A 21,527-nucleotide genomic window follows, 5' to 3' on the forward strand; every position below is an offset into this window, starting at 1 on the left:
TTCCTTATTTTCTCTTGTATACTGGAGTAATTGCTTCTTCATGAACAATAAGGAGGGGTTTTATGGGGTTGACTAGACAGCATCTGCTCCCGCCGGAATTGGAGTTATTGTTCACGATCATGGTTGGGATTTTTTGGATCCTAACGTATGGGATGATTATTTACAGAGGGTTTATTGATAAGCGTTGTGGAATGCCCTTTGCTGCTTTGTGCGGAAATGTCACATGGGAATATATCTATTCTTTTCTTTTTCCACATGCCCCACCCGCTAACTACATTATTTATCTATGGCTAGGACTCGATATGATCATTCTTTATCAATTTATTCTTTATTCCAGAGATGATCTCCCAAACCCTCTATCCGATCGTTGGTTTCTGCCTACACTCGTTAGCGCTTTTGTGATTGCCTTCTCTTTGCATTATTTTATCGCCATCGAGTTCGCCAATCAGGATGGCGGTTACTCAGCCTATGGCTTGAACCTCCTCATGTCGATTCTTTTTGTTTTCATGCTTCTTCGCAGGGATGATATAAGAGGACAATCCATGTATATTGCCGTCTTTAAGCTAATCGGGACGATTTTTGCTTCCATTGTGAGCTACTCTTTCTATCCAGCCTCCTCCTTGCTTACCTTTCTCTATGTCGCTACATTCTTCTTTGATATCCTCTATGTCATCATGCTCCAACAACGAATAAAAAGAGAGGCAATCTATACACACGCGTCATCGTAATTCGGAAAGTTTATAAATCCATGGACGAGGTAATGTGCTGGTTTCTTCATTTATCGAGAGATCAAGAGCAAAACAAAGAAATCGCGAGGATTCTATTTATCTCCACGAGCTCCTCACAAAATTTGTTCCTAGATTCGCTCTCCTTGCAAATCCACACACTCTGTTCACAAGCAGTTCTTGGGCAAATGATATATAATATAGATATCCGGTTAATTAGGAGAGAGATACTATGGCTAAGCGGTTAGCCACTCATTACTTATTCTTGAAGCTAGATTTAACACGGTCCCAGGTGCAATCTTTTTTAAAGCTTTTTGACACACAACAAACTCCTACTCAAGTTCTTGTATTAGAGAACGGAGATCAGGAGCTTATCATCCAAGATCAAGGGCTTGAGATACCTTTGACCTTCCATCCTTATGGTCAGCGCTATGTCTTTGAGGGATCCTTTATCCTAAAGGACGTAAAGCTAGCCAATACTTTCCGCGCTGCTGTACAGCAATTCGAGGGACATGCACAGGTCCGCAGGATGTATGAAGGCTATCATATGGAATATTGCTATGCTTATGGTAATGTCACGAAAATTCAAGAATGTCGTGGCGAGCATACCCGTCTGATTTATGAGTATAAGGACACCTTAGGTGAAATCACACGCATGTATGCGGATCGCACCGTTGAGGATGAAATTGCATGGATCCAGCTGCAGATCAATCAACTGCTTGACCAGCGCTTGAAGGGAGAGTTCGTTGCCGAAATTGATCAAAAGCTAAAAGCTCTATCTCATGAATTATTTGTCCTAGAGGCTCTTTAACTATATAAAAAATAATATCTCCAACTGCGGTTGGGGGTATTTATTTTTTTATGCAAAAATTACGATTGAAGACCGTGTCGAAACATGCTATAGTTACTAACGTTGTGAAAAATGATTCGTTCATTAAGATATTCAGAGAGGAGATAGAAAGATGGAATATTCAACTTTTGGAAGACATGTAGCAATCGATTGCTGGGGTGTAGATTTCCAACTTATTAACAACGCAGAGCGTCTTCAAAAACAGATGGTTGAAGCAGCTGAAGCCTGTGGCGCAACAGTGCTTTCCGTACAAGCCCAGCAATTCGACCCTCAAGGGGCAACAGTATTAGTCCTCTTATCCGAGAGCCATCTTTCTATCCATACTTACCCTGAGCGCGGCTTCGCTGCGTTAGATTGCTATACCTGTGGGGAAACCGTGGATCCAGAAGTAGCGATTGAATACATGGTACGCGTTCTTAAGCCGGAAACAACCCATGCTAAAAAGTTGATCCGTGGTACGGGCGAATTTGAAGTGGTTGAACGCTCTTTTCTAAGCCTAGCAAAATAAAAAAACTTACAATAAATCGAAGAGGGTGTCCGTAGGCTTAAGGCTTATCGGACACCCTCTTAAAACATTCAGGAGGTTTTATGCCATCCCTTAATTATTATGGCACAAACGATGCCCTATCCTCGAAAGAGGCCTACCACTACAAAAAGTACATGAAACGGGCGAACATCCAAACCATGGGCCGCTTCCACTTTGACCCCGTGCTATTCACTCCAGTGAACCTGGATTGTCTTAATTGCAAGCTCGTTCATTCAACGACCTGTTGTGAAGGCGGTCAGCCCTACTCCATGAAACCAGATAACCTCAACCGCCTCCATTTGCATGCACAGGAGATTATCCAGACTCACTTAGATCCCAAACGGCAAAAAGAAGCGCAGGAAACAGGGTATATTGAATCAGTATCTGAAACCTTCTCCCCAACCATCAAAGACTGCGAGGGGGACTGCTTTTTCCTTGGCAAGCAAGAAAGTCAATCTTTTTGCAGCATCCATCGCTACGCCTTGGAGAACAAACTGAGCCCATGGCTTCTCAAGCCTTTTAGCTGTTCTCTTTTTCCTCTTGATATCATCGAAGATGGGGAGAAACTCCTGATCACAGCGATTACTCCAGAAACGGCTCCTTTTTCACGGTGGGGCAAAGACTATGAACACTTTTTCTGCGTGAATTACCAAAAAAGGAAGGAAGCTGAGCTGAGCCCTGAGCTTTTCTCCTTAAAAAATTTCAAACCAGCATGGACCTGGAGTCAAGAACTTCTTGAACAAAGCTTCGGGAAGGAATGCGTAGAATGGATTCTGCAGATGGAAAAAGGGTACTAGCTTTAAGTACCCTTCGATTTAGTCCTCATTATATTCATCTCTTGATATCCGACAGGAGCTAAATAGCTTTACTAGCCAGTAAAAAATGATGGTATTCAAGAACAGGATAAGGATAAATACTCGCCAGAAAGAAACATTGGAATGCATATAAACGTCATACACAAGAAAATTTGGTATTCCAATTATGAGAACCGTTCCTAACACAAAATAGATCTTATACCATAATGGAAAGTCGTCGATTCCTTTTTCGCTATAATACTTCGCAAGGTCATATAGGGACTGGCTAATGATCACCACAAACGGCAACGACCAATAGATCACATGCGCCCTCCTCCCTCTTATTTGAATGCAAGCGAAGATGATCTTTGCTTAAATATAAACAAAAAAGGGAAATATTTCAAATGCTATGTTAAGTTATTTCCGTTGATTTAAGCGATTACGTCAGGATTATGGTAAGAATTTCTCCTCCTTTCCCCTCTATTCTCTCCCACATCATATGTATAGCTAGAAATAAAAAGGTTCATTCTAAAACCAAAATCTAATTCTTGGAGTGCCCACTATGAAGCCATTTGAAAATCTTAAAAGACACGCTAGGACCTCTAATGGACGGTGAGAAAACTGTTGACAAAAAGACCAACGTCACTCGACATTGGTCTTTTGGGGTGTTGAGATAAAGCAGATCCATTTCCTAACCTGCAAATAAAACACGACTTCAATGATAACCGTAAACAGGACGTCCCCATAATCATATTGAAAGGCTGTATCATACTCAATAGGCGTAAAAAAAGCAAATAGGCTAGATAAAATGAGATAGAAAGGCAAGCTAAATACCATGATCCTTACCCCTACCGGCACACCAATACAGATAAATCGTTCAAAAAAATCTTTGCCGTCACCTTCTTCATTCGCTTCATGACAATATAAAATGCCCCATATCGTTGCAAATAATACCACCAGGACCTCTAATCCGTATGCCGAACTGTAGGCTTCACCCAAATAGGCATAAGGGGTAATACCCAAAAACACAAATACTACTATGAGATACTTAACCTTTTGCTTCGAGGAGAGATCCCCCTGTTTTATCTGCTCCGCTAATTTCCCCACATTCCAGAAAATCATGTTATGCCTCTCTCCAGTCCTCTTGTCTAGTCTAGATGACCTCAATATATAGGATTTCCTGCTGGAAAGCACGCATTTTTTTGTCAGAACTAAAAACAAACCAGCCTTTTTCGCAGTTGACCTAGCTTACGCTCAATAAATTGTTCAAAGGTGATACCCTTTGAGCTAATCCGAACCAAGTGATCATAATAATCCGAAGCCCATTGTTCTAGGAGTTCATCTGTTAACACCACACGTTTCATCGAATTGATTCCTCCCTTTGTTAGATATCTGCCTCTTCTAATATATTCGACATCAGGCGGTGTCGAATCCTTTGGTGAAAAAGCTCTACCTTTGACATGTAAAATAATCTCTCACTTAGGTATCAACTCTCCAAACTTCTATGTTAGATTATATTCCACAATCCATGTATCCTTTCTTTCCATGCTATATATTTAAATTACTAAATTAAACCTATTCTTCGAAAGGAGTAGATGAAGATGATGTCTGTAACCCTTCATAAGTCCATCCCATATCACCTGTTAGAGGAGATCGCTTCTCAATGCTCCCGCTTTGAATCGGAAGTTCTGATCGTGAAGGATGATTATATAGTGAATGGAAGAAATCTCATGGGGTTAGTCACCTTATCTTTACACCCCGAGGATCAGCTAAAACTATCTATCGAAGGTTCTGATGCAGAAATCATTGAGCATATCCTGATGAGATTATTAAATTAAATTGAACAACAAGGAGGAATATTCCTCCTTGTTGTCCTATACTCTATTATTTTGGGTATTTTCCTCGATTCTTGTAACTAATTATCTAATAATTCTGATTGATTATAGCTTGTTCTTATCGTAATATGGAATTAATAAGGTAAACCGCGGAATAAAAGGAGGTCGATTAGTATGGAAAAGCTAAAACTAGATGATGAAAGGTACTCATTAATTGACTCACTTTTAGATTCTTATAATGAAAACATCAAACTGCATCAACAGTACGGCAAGCTCTGCTATAAAGAACGCGCTGAAAACTTTCTGGAGATTCTGAAGGAACACTTTAAATCAAAATGAGAGTCAAGGAAAGGCTAGCTCTTTTTACGAGAGCTAGCCTTTCCTTGGTTTTTAGAGCATTTCGATTATGCTTCTTGTGTCTACAATCGTTGCAAATTCCTCATGAAGGTTCACAAGCGTCATCTGATGAATATCGGCGGCTCGATATTTCCGTCCATCCGGACCCACCCGATCAAATGTAGCGGTTGCATCTGATACCAGATAGGTATTAAAACCTAGATTACCCGCCATGCGCGTTGTGGTTTCCACACAGTGATTGGTGGTTAATCCCACGACCACCACAGTGTCACAGCCTCTTTCTCGAAGAAACTCTTCTAGGTGAGTCCCAATAAAGCTGCTATTAACACTTTTCGTTAGAACGGGCTCACCCTCTAATGGCTTCGCTTCTTCTTTGATCTCACAGGTCTCTTTTTCAAAATAAAACAGGGAGGATGGACTCCGCTTCGAAACATGCTGAATATGATAAACAGGCCGTTCCGTCTCCCTCCACTTCTTTAATAGTTGCTTAATATTCGTCTCCGCTTGAGGGTTGTTGCGTTGCCCCCAAGACGGATCGTCAAACGCCTTTTGTACATCAACAATGATGAGTGCAGCCATTTTCGAGAGAAACATCCTTTCAAACCTCCAATAAGTGTGATTACACTTATCATATCAGCTCGCTCTCCATCTAAAAAATAGAGGTTTCGGATGATATGCATCGGTTTTTTCGATGGTTCACAAATCGTAAATGGGATTCACCTTTTTCCTCCTCCCCCTTCTTTCTGTGAGCGCTCAACAGGATACTCCCAGCGGAAGTGCAATGGCTGCTTGGAACACCATAAATATCTCACCTTGTCTTTTTTATCTAGTAAAGTATGGCTCACAAGTGGGGCTTGGCACAGAGGACAAGTCTCTAGCTTTTTCATTTTTCTTGGTTATCTCCAGTGACAATGTGGCCCTGCTTGATTAGTAGATTACTCACGGGGTGAATTCTCCCTCCAAATTCCATAAAACACGTTCGGATTTACCATATTTTACGACACCTATTAGGTTACGACTACAAATGTGGCATATTATCTTCCAACCATATTCTGATTTCATCATTTGACGCTTGTTTTTTTTCCTGCTACCATAACAAAAAGAAATAAGAGGGTAGGTGGTTGTTATGAAATTTAACCTAAGAGAGGCCGCCATTCAGAAATTGAAGGATAAAATAGGAAACTCGGGACTTGCGGTTCGACTAACAGCGATTTTCACTAATGGCTGAGGTGGAGGGCTTCGGCTGACATTGGCTCTGGATGAGCCCAATAGAGAAGAAGTAGTTGCAGAAGAAGAGGGGGTCGTCCTCATGATTGACGGACCTTCGCGAGCAGTCCTCGGAGAACAAGTGACCATGGATTACGGATCCTTCGGTTTTAAGCTCACGACACCGAATGAAATCCTATCTTATAATTTGCAAATGGAAACCGGTAGGTAGTAGGCAATTAAAAAAAGAAGAATCGAAAGAACCCGATTCTTCTTTTTTGACTTATGCAAAGCCCTTGGCTTTAAGCTCATAATATTCCTTCTCGCGTTCTTTCGCTACCTGCAGCTTTTTTTCAAAATCTGCTGCATACTCCGCATAAACTACTCCACGTGCCCGAAAAAGAGAAGCTTCTAACATGGGGGTCGTCTTTTCTTTCCTGAATCCGATGTGAATCGCCTCCTTCTTTTGTTCCCTTTATTTTCCCATGCTAGAGCACTTTTGAGCAAACTGCCTGAGGCACGATTAACAAGGAGGATTAAGGGTATAGAATGCAGAGAGCTACTCACCTCCTAGAGATAAACAATTCCCAACAGATACTCCCAGGTAAGTAAGAATACTCATCATTCTCCAAGGTCCGCTGATCCATCATCCTTTAATAAAGAGGGTGTTCCACCAGCTAATCCCGTTCCTGCCATCGCCTGACTACTGCTTGTTGCCGGCCTGCCTACTCGAAATAAAGTGTAAATACCGACGAGCACAAGTAAAATCCCGATCGCCCCCAGGAAAATCATGTCTGTAATCGCCTCCTTTGTTGTACATATGATTAAAAAGCTGCCCCTATTCATCAAGGGACAGCTTTTCCTTTTATTCCTTATGCTTTTTTAAAACTTGTTCAATAGCTTCTGCTATGGCTACCTCGAGGATCTCCCCATTTTGTGCCGTTACGTATAAAGCCAATAAACCATAAGCCTCTTGTAAAGAAATCGAATAGAACTCATCCTCATCATAGTTAATCATGATGTAAGACTGGTTGTCTTCTGCATCCATCGTATCGAGTAAACGGTAGCCTTCAAAATCAAAAAGTCGTCTGGACCCGCCTTCGGCCAATTTCTCATACTGCCTGTCCGTTAGCTTCATAAGTCTTCACCTACTTTGGAATGATTTATTTCTGTAGCCTTTCAAGTTCTTTGTGAATTCGTTCTGCGGTTTGGTCAAATTCCTCGCCAAAGTGGTCGTTAATTTGGACAAAGACAGGTTTACCTGATGCATCTAACAATCCGTACCCGCGATGGGCGACGTCCACATTTTTCATATTCATGTGACCAATCAATTGGAACTGGGGATCGGATAAAAATTGAATTTCAAGATTGTCTGTTCTAGGGTATTCCTTCTTAATCGCATCTGACAGAAGCTTAAGCTCATCTGGCTCATCCACACTTATAGCATAGATATCAGTATTAAACTCGGCTAAGTGATCTAAATGGTGATGCAACTCCACGAGTTGCTGTTGGCAGGTGCCTCAGGTATAAGTCGTAAAGAAAAATAATAGAACAGGCTTATCCCCTGGTATCGTCACTTCCTGATTCTCGTGCGTTTTTAGCTGGAAGACCTTCTTCGGTTCATCCGTTGCATTCGAGTTTCCACACGCGGTTAATACGACTACGGCTAATATTAATAGCATCCTTCCCATCGATCTTAGCAAGGCTTCCCTCTCCTTTTTCTAGGATATTGTCCTATCATACACAAAATAAAACCCATCTGCTAGTCGATGGGTTTGTTAAGTGTGCTAGAAACTCATTCTTGGATCAGAGAAGCGTTCTTCTTTAAACGGATCAGCGGTCATTGAGTATCCTCTTTCTTCCCAATACCCTGCTTCATCTTCGGTTAAAAACTCAATTCCCGATACCCACTTCGAGCCTTTCCATAGGTAAAAGCTGGCAGGAGGAATAAATCTAAGCGGATAGCCATGCTTCGGCGATAAATCTTGCCACTCATGATTCTCGTCTTTCCATCGGTAAACGAACAAGGCGTCATCTCCTTGTAACGGGGCCAGCGGCAGGTTCGCTGAGTACCCGAAACGATGTCCTTCTAGGTAACCATATATTTTTACATATTTTACACCTGGGTTTAACTCGACCAGATTCAAAAACTCCCTGAAGGCGATTCCCTCAAAATGGGTATCGAATTTTGACCAGGTGGTTACACAATGCATATCAATCGTTGATGTCGTCTTCGGAAGAGTCATTACCTCAGAATAGGACAAGACGCGTTCTTCCTTTACTTGCCCAAAAAGCCGGAAGCTCCACTGGTCCTCCTCAAATCGATATACATCACCTTCATGGAGAATGGGCCATGAATCGGTTTCAAATTGCCCTGGAGGCAGCTTATTACTCATCAAATTTCCCCCTAACAGAAATCCTTGCTCCCCAAAATATACTTGGTTAAGGCCTCGGATGCAAGGAAAGAAGGTTGATGAATACTCTTTCGGGACAAAAAAAGTCCATACTTGCATTTTTAGTCCCTTTGTAATAAAATGATTTTATATTCAGATCTTTTAAGATGAGGAGAGGATTCACGCATGTATTACGATGATGATTGCTATTATGAGATCGAATACTTGGATGAAGAAGACTACGAAGAGGCACGTCGTGAAGACTCCGCAAACCTCCATCGCCGCACGATATCCCTCATGGAAGAACGCTATCAATGTACCTTCCCTTCCTTTATCCTCTTGGCCCAAACAGACAAAGAGCGAGAAGATCTCATGAGCTGGTGTTTGTCTATCCGGTATTTGGCTAGACATGAAAATAATATGTATGTGTAGTAAAACTCCCCACGAACTTCGTGGGGAGTTTTTTCTACGGCTAAAGGAGGTTTAGCGTGGCGACTTAAAATAACCCCTTAATCTTTCCATCCCCATCCACATCCATGTAAAGTGCGGCCGGTTCTTTAGGCAAACCCGGCATTGTCATGATGGAGCCAGTTAATGCTACTAAAAAACCCGCTCCCAAAGAAGGTTTAAATTCACGTACAGTAATATAAAATCCTGCGGGTCTCCCCCCTTTTTGTGGATCATCCGATAGAGAGTATTGGGTTTTGGCCACACAAATGGGTAGGTCACTCCAGCCTCTTTGCTCATATTCTAGTATCTGCTTTTGGGCTTTATCGCTAAAAATCACACCTTCTGCGCCATAAACCTCTTTGGCGATGGCCGCCATCTTGGCCTCCACTGAATCTTCCGTCCCATACAGAAAACGGAAATCCGCAACAGATCCTCCTTCTTTCGCCAATTGGACCACCTTCTCAGCTAGATCCTTTCCCCCGGCCCCGCCCTGTTCCCAGACCTGCGTTTGACTTACGAGAATCCCCTGTTGCTGGCACAACTTCAGAAAACGTTGTAATTCTGAGTCTGTGTCTGTTGGAAATTGGTTCAAGGCCACAACAAAAGGCAAGCCAAAGCGTCTTATCGTCTCTGCATGCTTCACTAAATTCTCAAACCCGCCCTCCAATGCGGCCAAATTTTCTTGAGCCAATTGGCTCTTAGCCACCCCGCCATGCAGCTTAAGCGCACGGATCGTTGCTACAATTACAACGGCCGAAGGACGCAAATTCCCTTTTCTAGCTTTGATATGTATAAATTTCTCCGCACCCAGATCCGCCCCAAATCCGGCCTCCGTAACTACATACTCCCCTAGCTTCAACGCCATTTTCGTTGCGAGCAAGCTGTTGCACCCGTGCGCAATATTAGCGAACGGCCCACCGTGGATGAGTGCTGGCGTATTTTCCAGGGTTTGCACAAGATTGGGCTTGATGGCATCCTTCAGAAGGACCGTAAGAGCCCCCTCTGCTTTAAGATCCCTAACGTGCACCGGTGTCTGTTCACTGGTGTATCCGATAAGCATGCGGGATAATGCCTGCTTTAGCTCCTCCACCCCTTCCACGAGGCATAAGATGGCCATTATCTCTGAGGCTACGGTAATATCAAAGCCATCCTCTCTCGGCACCCCGTTTGCTTTTCCACCCAGCCCTATAATGATATCCCGCAATGCCCGGTCGTTGATGTCTAGGACACGTTTCCAAACCACGCGGCGCGGATCGATTCCTAGACTGTTTCCTTGCTGGATATGATTATCAATTAGCGCTGCCAATAGGTTATGTGCACTTGAAATGGCATGAAAATCCCCTGTGAAATGAAGATTGATATCTTCCATTGGGACGACTTGCGCATACCCCCCACCAGCCGCTCCTCCCTTCATCCCAAAAACAGGTCCTAAAGACGGCTCCCGCAAGGCAATAACGGATTTTTTGCCCAGCTGTTGAAGAGCGTCACCTAAACCGACCGTCACCGTCGTCTTCCCTTCCCCAGCACTGGTAGGATTAATAGACGTTACGAGAATGAGATGGCCATCTGTTTGATCCTTCCGTCTTTTCAATAATTCCAAATCTAGTTTGGCTTTATAACGCCCAATCGGCTCCCACTCCACTTCTTCTAGCTTGATCTCCTGTGCAATTTCTGTAATCGGTTTCATCTTCGCATTGGATGCTATTTCAATATCGGATGGAGTCAACTTGACGCTGCTCATAAACTAGCCTCCTACTTCTTGATATCAGAAAGAGTATGCCCTATTTCAGAAAGAAGAAATAGCCGATCTCATGCTGTATTAGATCGGCTGCTTAATATTTAAGTTAATCTCTCTTTCACACTGTTTACAACCGTTTCCCAAATTGCTGGCTCGGACGTAATCTTTTCTCTAAACTGGCGATACATTGCCTGTTGCTTATCGGCAAAATCAGGTGCATCTGCGGCTGGAAGTCCTGCACGCAATTCTGTCACCATGGCTTGCACCTCAGGAGATCTGGGTCCCCACACTCGGGCTTCCTCTCCGTCCTGGTTGATGAAAATAAACATCGGGATCGAGCGGGCTGTTCCATTGGTAAGATATTGATCCATCAGCTCCAGATTCTCATCACGGATGAGATATCGCAATTCGAGCTTCGCTTCCTCAGCCATCCGCTGCAGGATTGGAACGCAGAGCGCAGCATCTCCACACCAGTCAGCGGTAAGTACAACTCCTCGCCAATTGCGCTCACGCAGTTCCTGTAAAAAAGCTAAATCTTTTTGCAGAAGCTCCAAGCCCTCATAAACTCTTGTCAGCTCTTGTTGATTTACCTTCATGCTTGAGCGATATTGTTCGAAGGTCATGCCCTTTTCAAACCACGCTTGTAATGTCATTTCTAATCCCTCCTTAAGTTATGTCATCTCAATTATATCCTTATCTTTCCTTTTTGTGTAATGACTTGTTGCGCTAGTCTCAATGCCCTAATAAATAAAAAAGAACCCAAAACTAATGGGTTCTAGCTCTTGACAAACTGATGTAGCAGCTCTTTTTTCTCTTCGTGGCTTAAGATTTGCTGAGCCATGGGAAAGAGGACACGTTCCTCCTTCATAAAATGATCGGTTAAAATCAAATAGGCTTGGATGGCGTAATGAGCGACATTTCGATAATCCATACCTGCGGTTAGTTCCTCCGTACTTGCTAGAAAACAAGCTAAGTTGTTCTTCGCTTGGTCATGCTCATACTCCATGACAGCAATGGGACCTGTTTCTCGTCCAATGTATTTCACCATAGCCGGGAATAAAATGCCCTCTTCACGCTCAGAATGAGGCCCCAGCTGCCTTTCGAATTCCACCACTAGTTTTCTTAGTTCTGTCATTTCCCCTAGGATGCTGCTGTTGGATTCCTCTAGCTCAACTACTTGCTTAGCCTTAACAAAGAATGCATCCATCTGCTGCCGTAAGGGTCCATGTTCATTTTTTAACTGTTGTAGTGCTTTACAAAGCGTTACTTCTTGGTTTTCCACTGCATGTCCACAACCAAATACTGAATTCATCCTTATCCCTCCTCAACGATTTATAATCTTAGTGTAAGGGAGATGATAAAAGTATTCAGTGATAACGATCACCCCAAGACAAAAAAACTCCTCTCAATGGAGGAGTGCATGATATTAGATGATTCTATCTATCCTCTACATCAATCAAATACAGCCGTTCCTGAAACCCGCCACGCTTCTCCATTTTTTCGTTGCGAACCTCCTCTAGCTCCTCTACAGTAAACCCATGTACAGAAGCTAAAGCATGAACGAGCTCTAACATATCAGCCAATTCCTCTAATGCATCTTGGTTGGAGAGAGCTCCCATATATTCGGCAAGCTCTTCCCGGACTTTTTTCTGCAGCTCTCGTCTATACTCCTCTTCATCTAATACCTTCAACGTAAATGTTCTTCCTGACCTGGCAATGATCTCTGGAATACGATCCCGTACGAGTTTATTGTAGATCGGCATTGGGGCTCCTTTCTTGCCTAAAGAAAATTAGATACTAATTCCAGTATAGCAAAATTAGAAGAACTATGTGTCAAAAAATTTAGAAAAATAAAAAACTGTCGACGAGCATCAACAGCTGAACTTGTATACATCTACAATGGCAATAACACAGCAGCCACCTGTTTACCGCTGACTTGAATTCCTTTTTCTTTTTTGCCGCAATGCTTTAAATCTTGTACAAGATGCTCGACGAGGGCTGTTGCTTCCTTGCTCTCCTTTTTTTCCAAACGAACCACAAACTGGACGGCATCTCCACCTTTTAAAATCCGCTCTGCTTGTCTTTTCTTGGTATCATAATCATGATCTTCAATAAAGGCGGTTAACCGTATTTCCTTTGTTTTAATCCCTTTTTCAGCTACCCGCTCTTTCTTTTTGTCTTGATCCTGTTGTTTTTTAAACTCTGCTGAACCCACAAGCTGGCATGGAGGCGGACTGGCGTTTAGGGATAAGCAAACCAAGTCGACACGTTGTTCCTTTGCCATTTGAAGGGCCGTTTTCGTTGGTACAATTCCTAGATCCTCTCCGTTCAAGCCGGTTAGTTGAACTTCACTTGCTTTGATTTTCTCATTTTTAATCATAATAAAGACTCAATCTCCTTTTGCAGCGACTGTGGATTCGTGTTGGGTGCAAAACGGTTAACTACTTCTCCTTGTTTATTCACAAGGAATTTTGTAAAGTTCCATTTAATCTGCTTCGTTCCAAGAATGCCGGGTGCCCTCTCACTTAAGTAGGTAAACAGAGGATGTGCTTGGTCCCCTTTTACCTCTACTTTTGCAAACATTGGAAAAGAAACACCATAATTCTGCTCACAGAATTGGGCGATTTCGTCTTCACTGCCCGGTTCCTGGGCCCCAAACTGATTGGAGGGAAAGCCTAAAACAACGAATCCCTGATCCTTATATTGCTCGTAAAGCTCTTGAAGTCCCTTGTATTGCGGGGTAAAGCCGCATTTGCTCGCTGTATTGACAATTAAGATGACCTTACCCTGGAACTGGACTAACGACATATCCTGTCCTTGTAGAGTTTTGGCTGAGAACGAATATATGCTCATCTGTAACCCCCTCCCGTTATATTAAGCGCCGAATAGCTTTCATCGAGGCAAAATGCATCCCTTCATGATAGAGGGTGAAATTCACACACTCACCAATCGTCAACAAGGTTAAACCGCTCCGGGTAGTAAAGGGTTGGGCTACTTGTTCGGCTAGGCGATGCTTTAAGGCTTCCTCCATACGCCTAGGCTGTTCCTGGAGCAAGTCCACGATTTGAGAAAGAGGTGGTGCAGGAGTCCTCCAATCGGCAGGCTTCGTCCCATTGCCAAACAAGCTCTCAAAACCCTCTGGCAACCGCATAGGTTCTCCAGCAAAACCCAAGCCAAACTTTTCTTGTACGAGATAGATGTGACCTAAGTTCCAGCGAATATGATTATTAAATCCTTGAGGAATAATGTCTGCCTGACCTTCTTCCAAGTCTTCGACGGCCTTTAGTGTTGCGCCTCGGACAAAAGCTAATTGATTCCATATAAACTCCATGTATCATTCCTCTTTTCTTCTTTTTTCCTATTTTACCATATTAAAAACGGCTCGAAACGCTTCTACCTTTCCATGCCCTGCTTTTTTCTGATAAAGTATACGTAATAAGACGCACCTTTTTCCTTGTGGAGGAAGAAACCATGATAAATCATGAACTAGACAAAGATAAAATTTTTCATACCGCTGAAATGGCCCTCGAAGCGGTCGATGAAGTGATTTTACAGAGGGGTCTCAACTACTACCAACGCGGGAAAGTCACCGAGTTGTGGTCGCATCCTGACCATACGGTGGAAGCCGTGGTTCAAGGGACGAAATCCTATCGGGTTTTCCTTGACCTGAATCACTTTTTCAACAGCGAATGTTCTTGCCCCTATGGCGTAATCTGTAAACATATCATAGCAACACTTTGTCAAGCCTTATCCGCTGAAGGTGATCCATTGGAATTCTTTTTGTCAGGGAATGGCCATAATGCAAGCGCCATCCCTTTTTCTGAAGTTGAGGTCATTGCGGAGAAGGATACAACGGACCATTGGTTGCAAGCCTATGAGCAATCTTTTTCACAGATCTTCTCAGGCTATTCCTATGATCTTACCGCTCAGTACCAAAGATTCTATGACAAGATGATTCTTCACGCAGAAGGATGGTCCTCATCTAATCAATATCTGTATCGACTTTACCTGCTTTTTTTCTGTCTACAAAAAATTGAGGAGCAAGGCTCTCGTGCATCTTATGCCAACAATCGCTATGTGCAAGATGCCACTCGTTATTTTACCAAGATCTTAATAGAAGACATTGGTAGCCCAGAGAGCTTGCTTACGTTAGATGAAAGAAGAGAATGGGCTTCCCAACTGACCTTGCAAATGCTGTCCTCGGACCTAGTCAATGTGGACTGGCTCACGGTTTATCGCTTTGCTTGGTCACATTTCCTGCAGGATAATGAATCCTTTCAGCAGGAGCGGTTGCGCTTAGAAAGCTTATGGAACCATCCCTCCTTGCCCCTTCTGCAGAAGCGGACCTTACGCTTTGCGCTGGCCCATCTCGAGCTAATAGAAGAACATGATGAAACCGCGCGCCGGTACCTTTCTCCGATCATGACGGCAAAGGACCTTGAGATGTTTCACTTCTACCTCAGGATGATGGTGGATGAGCAGAATTGGGTACGCATGCTGGAGTGGCTGAACTGGGTTTATCCCTACCTAAAGGAAGCCTCTCGTCGTGATTTGCATCTTATTTTACGTTACTGGTCCCTATGGGCTGATGAACATCCTGATGATGAGCGATGGCTGGAGGTCCTGTTATCTCTCCTGCCAGGCAGTCTAAGCTATTATACGGACTACCTTCTTCGTCGACAGCAATACGCGGCTTGGATTGATTTTCACTTAGCGGAAGGGTTCACCCCTTTCCAGGTTCCGAAGGAAACGCTCAAGCAAATTGAAGGAGCCGACTTACCGGCCTTACTCCCATTCTATCACCGAGCTGTGGAAGGATCGATACGAGAAAAGAACCGTCCAGGATATAAGGATGCCGTAAGACTCCTAAAGAAGCTTCGGACTTATTATAAACGGTTAAAGCAACAAGAGCGCTTTGAGAGTTTTATCTCTCAGCTCGCCGATCGACATAAGCGCTTGCGAGCTTTGCACGAAGAACTACGGAAAGGAAAGTTAATTCCATGAGAAGCAGTCGCACCATAATCTTACATGCCCAATGGTTATCGGGAGAAGGACTCGCTGTCTGGGCCCGAGATGAGAGAGGGTATGCCGTCGATCCCTTCGAACTGAAAACAAGGTTATTTAGTTGGCATGAAGCTTCTTTTTACGGGACCTTCCTGGATATTCATAATTTTGGAGGATGGGAAGGTATTCTGCTCTCTCCTGCGATGGCGCTTGACTACTTTTCTTTTCCCACTCCGCTTGCCCACCAGGATCTTCAATGGAACGAGGAAGCATCAAGCATCCGAGCCATCGCACCGGAATTAAGAAATATACTAGAGGAAAAATCCTACTACCCTCATTTCAAGGAGTGGCAGGAAGGAAAATGGGGGTGGGTTTTTCCTGTATCCGTGGAGTCAGCACCACCCTTTATTCAAGAATGGGGAGAAGCCTGGCTGCAGGAAACCAATCCAAGTGAATGGCAAGCGCTCAAAGAACATCCCCTTCTCAAGATCAGTCTCGACCAGCGGGAGGCTTGGACGGAAGAAGAGTGGCAGATTGCGATCGGGTGGAAAGAAGATCCTGCCCCTTTTCGTCCTGCGCTTCAATTGCTTGAACCGGATCAACAGGACCACTGGAAGCTTCGCGTCGTTCTTTCGAACCGACAGGTAGCAGAGCAGCTCTATGCTTACCCCGATGAACTGCCTTATGTTCCACCAGAATGGAATGAATATTTGCGCCGCGCTGAACAAGCGGTGCAAAAAATGAAGGAGCTGCTCCCTTGGGAGGAATTGGATCGTTCGTTAACCCATCAAGAGGCTTGGTTTTTTTTGACGGAAGGAAGTCTTCGCCTCGTAGAAGCAGGTGTTTGCGTACTCCTCCCTTCCTGGTGGGCGCATGTTGAGAAGCGTAAGCCCCGTTTAGTTGCGAACATTCAATCAACGGTCGGGCCAAGTTCCGTGGGTCTTTCTCAGCTCATGGATTTCAACTGGAAGCTGTCGATTGGAAATAAATCCTTATCGGAAGAGCAGTTCGCCGAGATCCTAAAACAGAAAAAGCAGCTGATCCAGGTCGATGGACAATGGATCCAACTGGACGCCTCCATGCTTGAAAAGCTGCAAAACCTTGTGCGCAGAGTCGAAAAAAAGCAAGGTATTACCCTTGGAGAGGTTCTGGAAGCCCATTTTCTCCAGAAGGAAGAAGAGCCTGATAATGAGCTGCAGGTCGAGCTGAATGGTTCGATTCTATCTATGCTCCATCAACTGCAAAGCATCCAGTCTCTGCCTCTTCTCGAACCGCCTGCGTCTCTGCAAGCTACCCTTCGGCCTTATCAGGTGGAAGGATTTTCTTGGCTCATGTTTCTTCGTCGTTTCGGACTGGGGGCGTGCTTAGCTGATGATATGGGGCTAGGTAAAACAGTACAAATGATTAGTTACCTCCTAGCCGTTAAACAAAATGAACCGAATTCCCCTCCTTCCTTGTTAATTTGTCCGACGTCCGTGTTGGGCAACTGGCAAAAGGAATTAAAGCGATTTGCACCATCCTTAAAGGTGTACGCCCATTATGGTTCCAGGCGCAAAAAAGGCGAAGAATTTCAACAAGCCCTAGCTGGTGTTGATGTGGTCTTATCTACCTATACGCTTACCCATCTGGACCAAGAAGAGCTTCAGTCTATCGAGTGGAATGCAATCGGCCTAGACGAGGCACAGAACATTAAAAACGCCTATACGAAACAAGCCATGGCAACACGCCAGCTCAACAGCCACCACCGAATTGCCATGACCGGAACTCCGATCGAAAATCGGCTCACCGAGCTTTGGTCTATCTTTGATTTCATTAACCCGGGTTACTTGGGCTCTCTTCGCGAGTTCACTCAGCGATTCGTGAGTCCCATTGAAAAAGAGCAGAACACCAGTCTAATTGAACAGGTCCAGCGTATGGTCCGCCCTTTTCTACTTCGTCGTGTCAAGACGGACCCTGCCATTGAACTCAACCTGCCGGATAAGCTAGAAATGAAAGAATACCTAGCCCTAACTGTGGAACAAGCCTCTCTGTATGAAACCGTGCTGCAAGAAATGTTCGAGAAGCTTGAAACCGCGACACCGATGGAGCGAAGAGGCATGATCCTGGCTTCTCTTACCAAGCTGAAGCAGGTTTGTAACCACCCGAGTCTATTTCTGAAAGAAGAACGCGAACGGGCGAAGGATGACCGCTCACCTAAAGTCCAGCGATTGCTCGAGATGGTCGATGAACTCCGCCAGGAAGGTGACCAATGCCTCATTTTCACTCAGTACGTTGAAATGGGTCACCTGCTGCAGCAAAGCTTAGAACAAGAATTGGGAGAAAGGGCTCTCTTCCTGCACGGAGGCGTTCCTAAAGAAAAGCGAGATGAGATGATTCGGCGTTTTCAGGAAGCAGATGTGGTTCCAGAAGAGCGCGCATCTGTTTTTATCCTCTCCCTAAAAGCCGGCGGGACGGGGCTGAACCTAACCGCAGCCAACCATGTATTTCATATTGATCGCTGGTGGAATCCGGCCATCGAAAGCCAAGCGACAGACCGCGCTTATCGGATTGGCCAGTCTCGTCGCGTTCAGGTACACAAATTTATTACTCTCGGTACCCTTGAAGAAAAAATCGATGAGATGATGGAGCGAAAAAAGGGACTTAGCGAGCAAATTATTGGTTCTGGGGATCAGTGGATTACTGAGCTTTCAGGAGAAGAATTGAAGGAGCTGTTAACCTTGCAGCGAGACTGGGTGACAGAGAGTTAGGGGCATAAAACAAAACTCCAGTTAACATCCCAAGCGGATGAACTGGAGTTTTTCCTGTTACTTGGCCGTCGGCAGTCTCACGGTGAAGGTTGCCCCTTCACCTGGCTGGCTGGAAACCTCAATGCTTCCCTCATGAGCCTCAACAATCCATTTGGCAATCGCTAACCCCAGGCCCGTACCCCCCATCTCTCGTGAACGATTTTTATTTACACGATAAAATCGTTCAAAGATGCGTGACTGTTCCTCTTCTGGGATCCCTAGGCCCGTGTCCTTGATAATCAGTCTCACATGCTGCGGCTCAGGAGTAACCCTCAAGCTGACTTTCCCCCCATTTGGAGTGTACTTAATGGCATTGTCCAAAAGAATATAGAGTAGCTGCGTTAGCCTTTCTTCATCTGCTTGTACCATAAAGGAAACAGGCGATTCTAACTGTAAGTCAATCTTTTTCGTTTTTGCCAGTGTGTTGGCGGATTGAATCAGCTGCTGGATCCGGGGAATTAAATCAAACCTTGTAAAAGAAAGCCCCAGGGATCCAGAGTCTGAACGGGCTAGTGTCAACAGATCTCCTACCATGCTGGTCATCCGTCTCGTTTCGTCCCTCATATTGTCCAGGACTTTATGTGAATAATCGGATAGCTTTTCTCCGTCCTCCATCTCTAAAACATCTAAAGACGTATGCAGAATACTTAAGGGTGTTCGCAACTCATGCGATGCGTCGGCGACAAATTCACGCTGTCGTAGAAAAGAGCCTCGAATAGGGACCATCGCTTTCTTTGACATAAAGTAGCTGAGCAGGAGACCTACTCCCCAAAACAGGATGCCGAGCACAACGAGAATAATCATGAGCCGATTCAATAGCTCGTAAACAAAAGTAATATCTCTTCCTGTATAAAAATATCCGACTACCTGTCCACCTTCTACGATGGGCACGCCCATCATCATGAAACGCAGCTCTCGTTCAGGAGGAACGGGTTGGGGTCCTCTTCGAGGAGGAGCAGAGAGGATGAGTTTATCGTATCGTATTTCATAGGGTTCAGGTGCCCATCCCTCAAGGAGACGCGCAATTCGCGGCTGAATTCGGGGAATCGAAGAGTCTCCAAACAGTAGGCTGCCGTTGGGTGCCAGGACAAGGTAAAAGAATTGATTGCCACTTTCCCTTATGGTGCTTAACTGCTCTAGTTCCTGCTGATTCACCTTTTTGTCTTTAAACACCTCTTGAATCACCTTAAGTTGTTGATCTGTATTAGAAAACAGAAGGCGCTCTTGTTCAAAGCTAACCATCATTCTCATTAAAAAATAAACGATAACAATAAATAGCGTAATAAAGATCATGATCAAGACACTATATTGCAAGGTTAATCGGTTCTGTGTACGAATAAATAAGTCTCTCTTTTTAAATTTCAAGCTTATAACCTACTCCCCGAATGCTCTGAATCCAGTCTTTCTCACGATTACCTTGAAGCTTTTTGCGCAATAGCTTTACGGTTGCATCAATGGTTTTCATGGATACATCAGCGTCATACCCCCATATGCGATCATATATGATCTCACGAGATAACACCTGTCCTTTATTACGTATCAGGAGCTCCAACAATTGAAACTCACGCGGGGTAAGCGCCACTTCCTCTTCACCATTAACGACGGTTCGATTCGTGAGGTTCACCTTCATCGTATCGAGTTCTACCATTTGTTCTTGTAAAGGGGCAAAATTGCGACGAGATAGTGCCCGTACCCTCGCAAGAAGCTCATCCATCTCAAAGGGTTTGACTAAATAATCATCTGCACCAGCATCCAAGCCAATAATGCGATCCTCTAAAGAATCCTTAGCAGTCAGCATTAAAATGGCACCGCTATAGCCCCTCCTGCGAAGCTTGCTGCAAATCGCAACTCCTTCCTCACCCGGCATCATCCAATCTAGAATCAAGACATCATAGTGGGACTCCATGGCATGCGCATAAACCTCATCCCCTTTAGTCAACCACTCTACGTAATAGCCACCTTTTTTCTTTAATAAATGAGCGATTAATTCACCTAGTCTCATATCGTCTTCAGCCAACAAGATATTCAATGCGAAAAGCCCCCTTTCTTTAATATTACATCATAACTGACTTTGGTGAAAAAAGAATGAAAACCATAGTTTTTTGCCCATCATATAAAAAATGTCAAAAACAGGTTATTTTTCACCAAATTTTCATTTTTCCTGTGAACATTAAAGGTGTAGCAAACATCATTTTGATAAGGAGTGAAAACGTATGAAAAAATTAGTGTCACTTAGCTTGGCTGGATTTGCCGTTCTTGTGATGGCAACGTCCGGCTTGGCTTCAACAACTCATTACAGTGGTCAGGCAGTAGCTTTTGAGCACCCTCACGGGCATAAAGCCCATATCCAGGATAATCAAGAGCTGCTAAGGTTACTTAAGATGGATGGTGCTACTCTCCATCAGGAGCTTAAAGCCGGAAAATCCCTAACTGATATTGCCGCTGCTCAAGGCGTGGAGAAACAAAAGGTCATCGACCTTCTCCTCAATGAAGCTTCCAGTCGTATAGATGAGGCCGTAAAAGAAGGGAAGATAACGCAGGAACAGGCCAATGAGAAGAAAGCATACCTAGGGGAGCACATTCCGAAACATGTAGAGCAAAAAGGATGGTTGGGTCATAAAGGAAAAGGACATAAGCATAAGGGGCACCATTATATTGAAGATACAGCAACCCTACTCGGCATGAAAGTGGACGAACTGCGCGCTAAGCTCAAGGAAGGAAAGAGCCTGGTTGAAATTGCCGCAGAAAAAGGAATCAGCAAAGAGGAGCTCATCGAAAAGCTTTCCCAAAAGCATAAGGAACGGTTGGCCGAAATGGTCGAAAAAAAGTGGACTGGTAAGTAAGTTAACGAAGCTGTTCAAGT

29 protein-coding genes and 1 pseudogene are annotated in these 21,527 nt (G+C 44.1%); 11 read left to right on the plus strand and 19 right to left on the minus strand.

Annotation, left to right across the window (positions count from 1 at the left end; all coding sequences use genetic code 11):
• Positions 1-62: 62 nt before the first annotated feature.
• The 4 genes from EIZ58_RS24135 to EIZ58_RS24150 all read left to right on the plus strand — a co-directional run bounded on the left by EIZ58_RS24135 (position 63) and on the right by EIZ58_RS24150 (position 2,898).
• Positions 63-728 (plus strand): transmembrane-type terpene cyclase, encoded by a 666-nt coding sequence (locus EIZ58_RS24135; protein WP_134703493.1) that lies wholly within the window; start codon positions 63-65, stop codon positions 726-728.
• Between the two features lie 229 nt (positions 729-957).
• Positions 958-1,536: a non-ribosomal peptide synthetase module gene (locus tag EIZ58_RS24140; protein ID WP_134703494.1), complete on the plus strand. Its 579-nt coding sequence runs from the start codon at positions 958-960 to the stop codon at positions 1,534-1,536.
• A gap of 151 nt (positions 1,537-1,687) precedes the next feature.
• Complete coding sequence (gene speD, locus EIZ58_RS24145) at positions 1,688-2,083, plus strand: adenosylmethionine decarboxylase (RefSeq protein ID WP_134703495.1); 396 nt, start codon at positions 1,688-1,690, stop codon at positions 2,081-2,083.
• Positions 2,084-2,163: 80 nt separating this feature from the next.
• Entirely contained in the window at positions 2,164-2,898 is a 735-nt protein-coding gene (locus EIZ58_RS24150) for a DUF3109 family protein (RefSeq protein ID WP_134703496.1), read from the plus strand.
• Positions 2,899-2,916: 18 nt separating this feature from the next.
• Here EIZ58_RS24150 and EIZ58_RS24155 read toward each other — a convergent pair whose 3' ends face one another.
• The 3 genes from EIZ58_RS24155 to EIZ58_RS33800 all read right to left on the minus strand — a co-directional run bounded on the left by EIZ58_RS24155 (position 2,917) and on the right by EIZ58_RS33800 (position 4,259).
• Positions 2,917-3,219: a hypothetical protein gene (locus EIZ58_RS24155; RefSeq protein WP_134703497.1), complete on the minus strand. Its 303-nt coding sequence runs from the start codon at positions 3,217-3,219 to the stop codon at positions 2,917-2,919.
• A gap of 318 nt (positions 3,220-3,537) precedes the next feature.
• Positions 3,538-4,017, minus strand: a complete 480-nt coding sequence (locus EIZ58_RS24160) for a hypothetical protein (RefSeq protein ID WP_134703498.1) — start codon at positions 4,015-4,017, stop codon at positions 3,538-3,540.
• A gap of 89 nt (positions 4,018-4,106) precedes the next feature.
• On the minus strand, positions 4,107-4,259 hold the full coding sequence (locus EIZ58_RS33800; RefSeq protein ID WP_167577928.1) for a hypothetical protein: 153 nt from the start codon (positions 4,257-4,259) through the stop codon (positions 4,107-4,109).
• Between the two features lie 237 nt (positions 4,260-4,496).
• Here EIZ58_RS33800 and EIZ58_RS24165 point away from each other — a divergent pair, with 237 nt between their 5' ends.
• Together EIZ58_RS24165 and EIZ58_RS33805 are read left to right on the plus strand one after the other, a co-directional pair.
• Positions 4,497-4,733 (plus strand): HPr family phosphocarrier protein, encoded by a 237-nt coding sequence (locus EIZ58_RS24165; RefSeq protein ID WP_167577929.1) that lies wholly within the window; start codon positions 4,497-4,499, stop codon positions 4,731-4,733.
• 171 nt (positions 4,734-4,904) lie between these two features.
• Positions 4,905-5,069, plus strand: a complete 165-nt coding sequence (locus EIZ58_RS33805; protein WP_167577930.1) for a hypothetical protein — start codon at positions 4,905-4,907, stop codon at positions 5,067-5,069.
• Positions 5,070-5,120: 51 nt separating this feature from the next.
• Here EIZ58_RS33805 and EIZ58_RS24170 read toward each other — a convergent pair whose 3' ends face one another.
• Entirely contained in the window at positions 5,121-5,681 is a 561-nt protein-coding gene (locus tag EIZ58_RS24170; RefSeq protein WP_134703500.1) for a cysteine hydrolase family protein, read from the minus strand.
• A gap of 655 nt (positions 5,682-6,336) precedes the next feature.
• On the opposite strand from EIZ58_RS24170, the gene EIZ58_RS24175 reads away from it, so the two are divergent.
• Complete coding sequence (locus EIZ58_RS24175) at positions 6,337-6,525, plus strand: hypothetical protein (RefSeq protein ID WP_134703501.1); 189 nt, start codon at positions 6,337-6,339, stop codon at positions 6,523-6,525.
• Positions 6,526-6,576: 51 nt separating this feature from the next.
• Here the strand turns inward: EIZ58_RS24175 and EIZ58_RS34930 are convergent, their stop codons facing one another.
• The 6 genes and pseudogenes from EIZ58_RS34930 to EIZ58_RS24195 form a co-directional block, all read right to left on the minus strand.
• Positions 6,577-6,711 (minus strand): YuzK family famiily protein, encoded by a 135-nt coding sequence (locus EIZ58_RS34930; protein WP_255438395.1) that lies wholly within the window; start codon positions 6,709-6,711, stop codon positions 6,577-6,579.
• Between the two features lie 203 nt (positions 6,712-6,914).
• Entirely contained in the window at positions 6,915-7,085 is a 171-nt protein-coding gene (locus EIZ58_RS33810) for a hypothetical protein (RefSeq protein ID WP_167577931.1), read from the minus strand.
• 73 nt (positions 7,086-7,158) lie between these two features.
• Complete coding sequence (locus EIZ58_RS24180; protein WP_134703502.1) at positions 7,159-7,431, minus strand: hypothetical protein; 273 nt, start codon at positions 7,429-7,431, stop codon at positions 7,159-7,161.
• Between the two features lie 25 nt (positions 7,432-7,456).
• Positions 7,457-7,798: pseudogene (locus EIZ58_RS24185) on the minus strand (hypothetical protein); the annotation flags it as partial.
• Positions 7,799-7,813: 15 nt separating this feature from the next.
• On the minus strand, positions 7,814-7,996 hold the full coding sequence (locus EIZ58_RS24190; protein WP_134703504.1) for a hypothetical protein: 183 nt from the start codon (positions 7,994-7,996) through the stop codon (positions 7,814-7,816).
• An 84-nt stretch (positions 7,997-8,080) separates the two neighbouring features.
• On the minus strand, positions 8,081-8,689 hold the full coding sequence (locus tag EIZ58_RS24195; RefSeq protein ID WP_134703505.1) for a molybdopterin-dependent oxidoreductase: 609 nt from the start codon (positions 8,687-8,689) through the stop codon (positions 8,081-8,083).
• A 183-nt stretch (positions 8,690-8,872) separates the two neighbouring features.
• Here EIZ58_RS24195 and EIZ58_RS24200 point away from each other — a divergent pair, with 183 nt between their 5' ends.
• Positions 8,873-9,118 carry a hypothetical protein gene (locus EIZ58_RS24200; RefSeq protein ID WP_134703506.1) on the plus strand — a complete coding sequence of 82 codons (246 nt, stop codon included), beginning with the start codon at positions 8,873-8,875 and terminating at the stop codon, positions 9,116-9,118.
• A gap of 64 nt (positions 9,119-9,182) precedes the next feature.
• Here the strand turns inward: EIZ58_RS24200 and EIZ58_RS24205 are convergent, their stop codons facing one another.
• The 7 genes from EIZ58_RS24205 to EIZ58_RS24235 form a co-directional block, all read right to left on the minus strand.
• Entirely contained in the window at positions 9,183-10,877 is a 1,695-nt protein-coding gene (locus tag EIZ58_RS24205) for a formate--tetrahydrofolate ligase (protein ID WP_134703507.1), read from the minus strand.
• Between the two features lie 98 nt (positions 10,878-10,975).
• A complete protein-coding gene (locus EIZ58_RS24210) occupies positions 10,976-11,527 on the minus strand; it encodes a thioredoxin family protein (RefSeq protein WP_134703508.1) in 552 nt (183 codons plus the stop codon).
• A 122-nt stretch (positions 11,528-11,649) separates the two neighbouring features.
• Positions 11,650-12,186, minus strand: coding sequence for a hemerythrin domain-containing protein (locus tag EIZ58_RS24215; RefSeq protein ID WP_134703509.1), 537 nt, complete (start codon positions 12,184-12,186; stop codon positions 11,650-11,652).
• Between the two features lie 124 nt (positions 12,187-12,310).
• A complete protein-coding gene (locus EIZ58_RS24220; RefSeq protein WP_134703510.1) occupies positions 12,311-12,637 on the minus strand; it encodes a nucleoside triphosphate pyrophosphohydrolase in 327 nt (108 codons plus the stop codon).
• Positions 12,638-12,768: 131 nt separating this feature from the next.
• Positions 12,769-13,254: a translation initiation factor IF-3 gene (infC, locus tag EIZ58_RS24225; RefSeq protein WP_134703511.1), complete on the minus strand. Its 486-nt coding sequence runs from the start codon at positions 13,252-13,254 to the stop codon at positions 12,769-12,771.
• Positions 13,251-13,727 (minus strand): glutathione peroxidase, encoded by a 477-nt coding sequence (locus EIZ58_RS24230; protein WP_134703512.1) that lies wholly within the window; start codon positions 13,725-13,727, stop codon positions 13,251-13,253. Before EIZ58_RS24230 ends, infC begins: the two co-directional genes overlap by 4 nt.
• Before the next feature lie 16 nt (positions 13,728-13,743).
• Positions 13,744-14,205, minus strand: coding sequence for a DinB family protein (locus tag EIZ58_RS24235; protein WP_134703513.1), 462 nt, complete (start codon positions 14,203-14,205; stop codon positions 13,744-13,746).
• A 140-nt stretch (positions 14,206-14,345) separates the two neighbouring features.
• Between EIZ58_RS24235 and EIZ58_RS24240 the strand changes: the two genes are divergently transcribed.
• Together EIZ58_RS24240 and EIZ58_RS24245 are read left to right on the plus strand one after the other, a co-directional pair.
• On the plus strand, positions 14,346-15,878 hold the full coding sequence (locus EIZ58_RS24240) for an SWIM zinc finger family protein (RefSeq protein WP_134703514.1): 1,533 nt from the start codon (positions 14,346-14,348) through the stop codon (positions 15,876-15,878).
• Positions 15,875-18,625, plus strand: coding sequence for a DEAD/DEAH box helicase (locus EIZ58_RS24245; protein WP_134703515.1), 2,751 nt, complete (start codon positions 15,875-15,877; stop codon positions 18,623-18,625). Before EIZ58_RS24240 ends, EIZ58_RS24245 begins: the two co-directional genes overlap by 4 nt.
• A gap of 57 nt (positions 18,626-18,682) precedes the next feature.
• On the opposite strand, the gene EIZ58_RS24250 is transcribed toward EIZ58_RS24245, so the two are convergent.
• Both EIZ58_RS24250 and EIZ58_RS24255 read right to left on the minus strand, forming a co-directional pair.
• Complete coding sequence (locus EIZ58_RS24250) at positions 18,683-20,029, minus strand: sensor histidine kinase (RefSeq protein ID WP_134703516.1); 1,347 nt, start codon at positions 20,027-20,029, stop codon at positions 18,683-18,685.
• Entirely contained in the window at positions 20,019-20,693 is a 675-nt protein-coding gene (locus tag EIZ58_RS24255; RefSeq protein WP_134703517.1) for a response regulator transcription factor, read from the minus strand. The genes EIZ58_RS24250 and EIZ58_RS24255 overlap by 11 nt, the downstream gene beginning before the upstream one ends.
• A 184-nt stretch (positions 20,694-20,877) precedes the next feature.
• On the opposite strand from EIZ58_RS24255, the gene EIZ58_RS24260 reads away from it, so the two are divergent.
• Positions 20,878-21,507: a hypothetical protein gene (locus tag EIZ58_RS24260; RefSeq protein ID WP_134703518.1), complete on the plus strand. Its 630-nt coding sequence runs from the start codon at positions 20,878-20,880 to the stop codon at positions 21,505-21,507.
• Positions 21,508-21,527 lie beyond the last annotated feature (20 nt).

Source organism: Ammoniphilus sp. YIM 78166 (assembly GCF_004522215.1).
Taxonomy (GTDB): domain Bacteria; phylum Bacillota; class Bacilli; order Aneurinibacillales; family RAOX-1; genus YIM-78166.

What these genes read in the sequence shown, in the direction of transcription:
- EIZ58_RS24240 (WP_134703514.1), top strand. Translation starts at nt 14,346, where the DNA reads ATGATAAATCATGAACTAGACAAAGATAAAATTTTTCATACCGCTGAA.
- EIZ58_RS24210 (WP_134703508.1), bottom strand. Translation starts at nt 11,527, where the DNA reads ATGACATTACAAGCGTGGTTTGAAAAGGGCATGACCTTCGAACAATAT.
- EIZ58_RS33810 (WP_167577931.1), bottom strand. Translation starts at nt 7,085, where the DNA reads ATGATTTTCCTGGGGGCGATCGGGATTTTACTTGTGCTCGTCGGTATT.
- EIZ58_RS24140 (WP_134703494.1), top strand. Translation starts at nt 958, where the DNA reads ATGGCTAAGCGGTTAGCCACTCATTACTTATTCTTGAAGCTAGATTTA.
- infC (WP_134703511.1), bottom strand. Translation starts at nt 13,254, where the DNA reads ATGATTAAAAATGAGAAAATCAAAGCAAGTGAAGTTCAACTAACCGGC.
- EIZ58_RS24215 (WP_134703509.1), bottom strand. Translation starts at nt 12,186, where the DNA reads ATGAATTCAGTATTTGGTTGTGGACATGCAGTGGAAAACCAAGAAGTA.
- EIZ58_RS24135 (WP_134703493.1), top strand. Translation starts at nt 63, where the DNA reads ATGGGGTTGACTAGACAGCATCTGCTCCCGCCGGAATTGGAGTTATTG.
- EIZ58_RS24235 (WP_134703513.1), bottom strand. Translation starts at nt 14,205, where the DNA reads ATGGAGTTTATATGGAATCAATTAGCTTTTGTCCGAGGCGCAACACTA.
- EIZ58_RS24180 (WP_134703502.1), bottom strand. Translation starts at nt 7,431, where the DNA reads ATGAAGCTAACGGACAGGCAGTATGAGAAATTGGCCGAAGGCGGGTCC.
- EIZ58_RS24220 (WP_134703510.1), bottom strand. Translation starts at nt 12,637, where the DNA reads ATGCCGATCTACAATAAACTCGTACGGGATCGTATTCCAGAGATCATT.
- EIZ58_RS24245 (WP_134703515.1), top strand. Translation starts at nt 15,875, where the DNA reads ATGAGAAGCAGTCGCACCATAATCTTACATGCCCAATGGTTATCGGGA.
- EIZ58_RS33805 (WP_167577930.1), top strand. Translation starts at nt 4,905, where the DNA reads ATGGAAAAGCTAAAACTAGATGATGAAAGGTACTCATTAATTGACTCA.
- EIZ58_RS24205 (WP_134703507.1), bottom strand. Translation starts at nt 10,877, where the DNA reads ATGAGCAGCGTCAAGTTGACTCCATCCGATATTGAAATAGCATCCAAT.
- EIZ58_RS24200 (WP_134703506.1), top strand. Translation starts at nt 8,873, where the DNA reads ATGTATTACGATGATGATTGCTATTATGAGATCGAATACTTGGATGAA.
- EIZ58_RS24230 (WP_134703512.1), bottom strand. Translation starts at nt 13,727, where the DNA reads ATGAGCATATATTCGTTCTCAGCCAAAACTCTACAAGGACAGGATATG.
- EIZ58_RS24170 (WP_134703500.1), bottom strand. Translation starts at nt 5,681, where the DNA reads ATGTTTCTCTCGAAAATGGCTGCACTCATCATTGTTGATGTACAAAAG.
- EIZ58_RS24195 (WP_134703505.1), bottom strand. Translation starts at nt 8,689, where the DNA reads ATGAGTAATAAGCTGCCTCCAGGGCAATTTGAAACCGATTCATGGCCC.
- EIZ58_RS24165 (WP_167577929.1), top strand. Translation starts at nt 4,497, where the DNA reads ATGATGTCTGTAACCCTTCATAAGTCCATCCCATATCACCTGTTAGAG.
- EIZ58_RS34930 (WP_255438395.1), bottom strand. Translation starts at nt 6,711, where the DNA reads ATGTTAGAAGCTTCTCTTTTTCGGGCACGTGGAGTAGTTTATGCGGAG.
- EIZ58_RS24160 (WP_134703498.1), bottom strand. Translation starts at nt 4,017, where the DNA reads ATGATTTTCTGGAATGTGGGGAAATTAGCGGAGCAGATAAAACAGGGG.
- EIZ58_RS24150 (WP_134703496.1), top strand. Translation starts at nt 2,164, where the DNA reads ATGCCATCCCTTAATTATTATGGCACAAACGATGCCCTATCCTCGAAA.
- speD (WP_134703495.1), top strand. Translation starts at nt 1,688, where the DNA reads ATGGAATATTCAACTTTTGGAAGACATGTAGCAATCGATTGCTGGGGT.
- EIZ58_RS24260 (WP_134703518.1), top strand. Translation starts at nt 20,878, where the DNA reads ATGAAAAAATTAGTGTCACTTAGCTTGGCTGGATTTGCCGTTCTTGTG.
- EIZ58_RS33800 (WP_167577928.1), bottom strand. Translation starts at nt 4,259, where the DNA reads ATGAAACGTGTGGTGTTAACAGATGAACTCCTAGAACAATGGGCTTCG.